The organism is Haloferula sp. A504 (assembly GCF_044385805.1).
Taxonomy (GTDB): domain Bacteria; phylum Verrucomicrobiota; class Verrucomicrobiia; order Verrucomicrobiales; family Akkermansiaceae; genus Haloferula.
The window spans coordinates 1-883 of the sequence record NZ_JBISBU010000168.1; the positions used below are offsets into that span (position 1 = coordinate 1).

The 883-nt window shown below is 61.7% G+C and carries 1 protein-coding gene; it reads right to left on the reverse strand.

Annotated features, from left to right (window positions below; genetic code table 11):
• Positions 1 to 11 precede the first annotated feature (11 nt).
• On the reverse strand, positions 12 to 883 hold an 872-nt coding region (locus ACG2LG_RS23985), incomplete at its 5' end, for a transposase (protein WP_396263415.1).

The window sequence follows — 883 nt, forward strand, 5'->3', positions numbered from 1 at the left end:
TGCAGATGGGGTCAGGTGCTGCATTTCAACATTTTCGCCAGTTTTCTCAATTCTTTCTGATTCTTCGGTTGCTTCTGGGCCGAGCTGACCAAGCGGCTCACTGCTGACGGATGTCCCATCGCCAAGCGTTCCGCGAGCCATCCATTACCGACCGAACTGGTGCGACGCAAAAGCAGTGCCACGAGAACCTTGCGGCGGTCCCCCTTGCGGAAATCCGAAAGGCTCTCAGCATCTTGCGGCAATCCCAGACATTCCAAGGCCTTCTTGGCAAGTTCCTCGGCGGCAACTGCGTCATGCGCCCTCCCAGCATGGTCACGGCCTGCCACCTTTCCAAGCTGCTTGCCCTCCACCAAGGCACGGAGCTTGTCGGCAAAGTCCGGCTCGCCCAGATACCAGCCACGCCTCAAGGCCTTCATCGCCGCCTCATCCACCCTGCCGCCGTCGCTGGCCACCCTTGCCTCCAGCCAGGAAACGTAGGCCCGGCGCCCGCGGCCATCCTCAGCCAGCTCAAAGGCCCGCAGGACTCGTTGCGTGACCAGCCACTCGGGCTCCCTGCCTTTGGCGTAGTATGGCAGACTGCTCCACTTGTAGGAAGCCAGTCCACCGCGTCGGGCCTCCGCCAAACCGGCACGGGCTGGATTAAGATGAATGTAGTCCGCGACGATCCGGAAGTAGTACGGACTCGACTTTCCTGCAGTCACGGGAATCGACTTGTAGCGGCCTTGAAACACATGCCCGCGCCGCGCCCGGCGGGCGTTCCAGCCCTGGCTGAAGGTCCCCAGCAGCCACTTCATTCCCGTCACGAGATTCGGCTCCGGTGTCTCAAGGAGCAGGTGGAAATGGTTGCCCATCAGCACCCATGCATGAACCCGCCAGCCATGGC